General features: G+C 38.5%; 1 protein-coding gene. It reads left to right on the forward strand.

All coding sequences use genetic code 11. From position 1 onward, the window contains the following. Positions 1–292 (forward strand): hypothetical protein (locus HPC67_RS15695; RefSeq protein ID WP_217589840.1); only part of this gene is annotated, 292 nt, incomplete at its 5' end. Between the last annotated feature and the right edge of the window lie 9 nt (positions 293–301).

Raw genomic sequence — 301 nt, forward strand, 5'->3', positions numbered from 1 at the left:
GGGTGTTTCAATAAAAGGTCCAAGCAGCAGCAATGCCCGCTTGGAAAAATGTGAATGGAAATATTCATTAAGCATGGGTCATCAGAATATTTCTGATTCAGTCTTTACAATGACAGCAAGAATGTCTGTGTTTTTTACAAGAGAAACAATGGTGTTTCTTTTTCTTCTTCTCGCAAGGGTCATGGCATTCTTTCTTTTTCTTGCAATGGTCGTGGAAATCTTTATCGAACCACTCGTCAAAGAACCAAAAATCATCGAACCAATCGTGACAACGACATTTCTGTTCATGTGAATGACGACA

The organism is Lentibacillus saliphilus (genome assembly GCF_019093865.1).
Taxonomy (GTDB): Bacteria; Bacillota; Bacilli; order Bacillales; family Amphibacillaceae; genus Lentibacillus_B; species Lentibacillus_B saliphilus.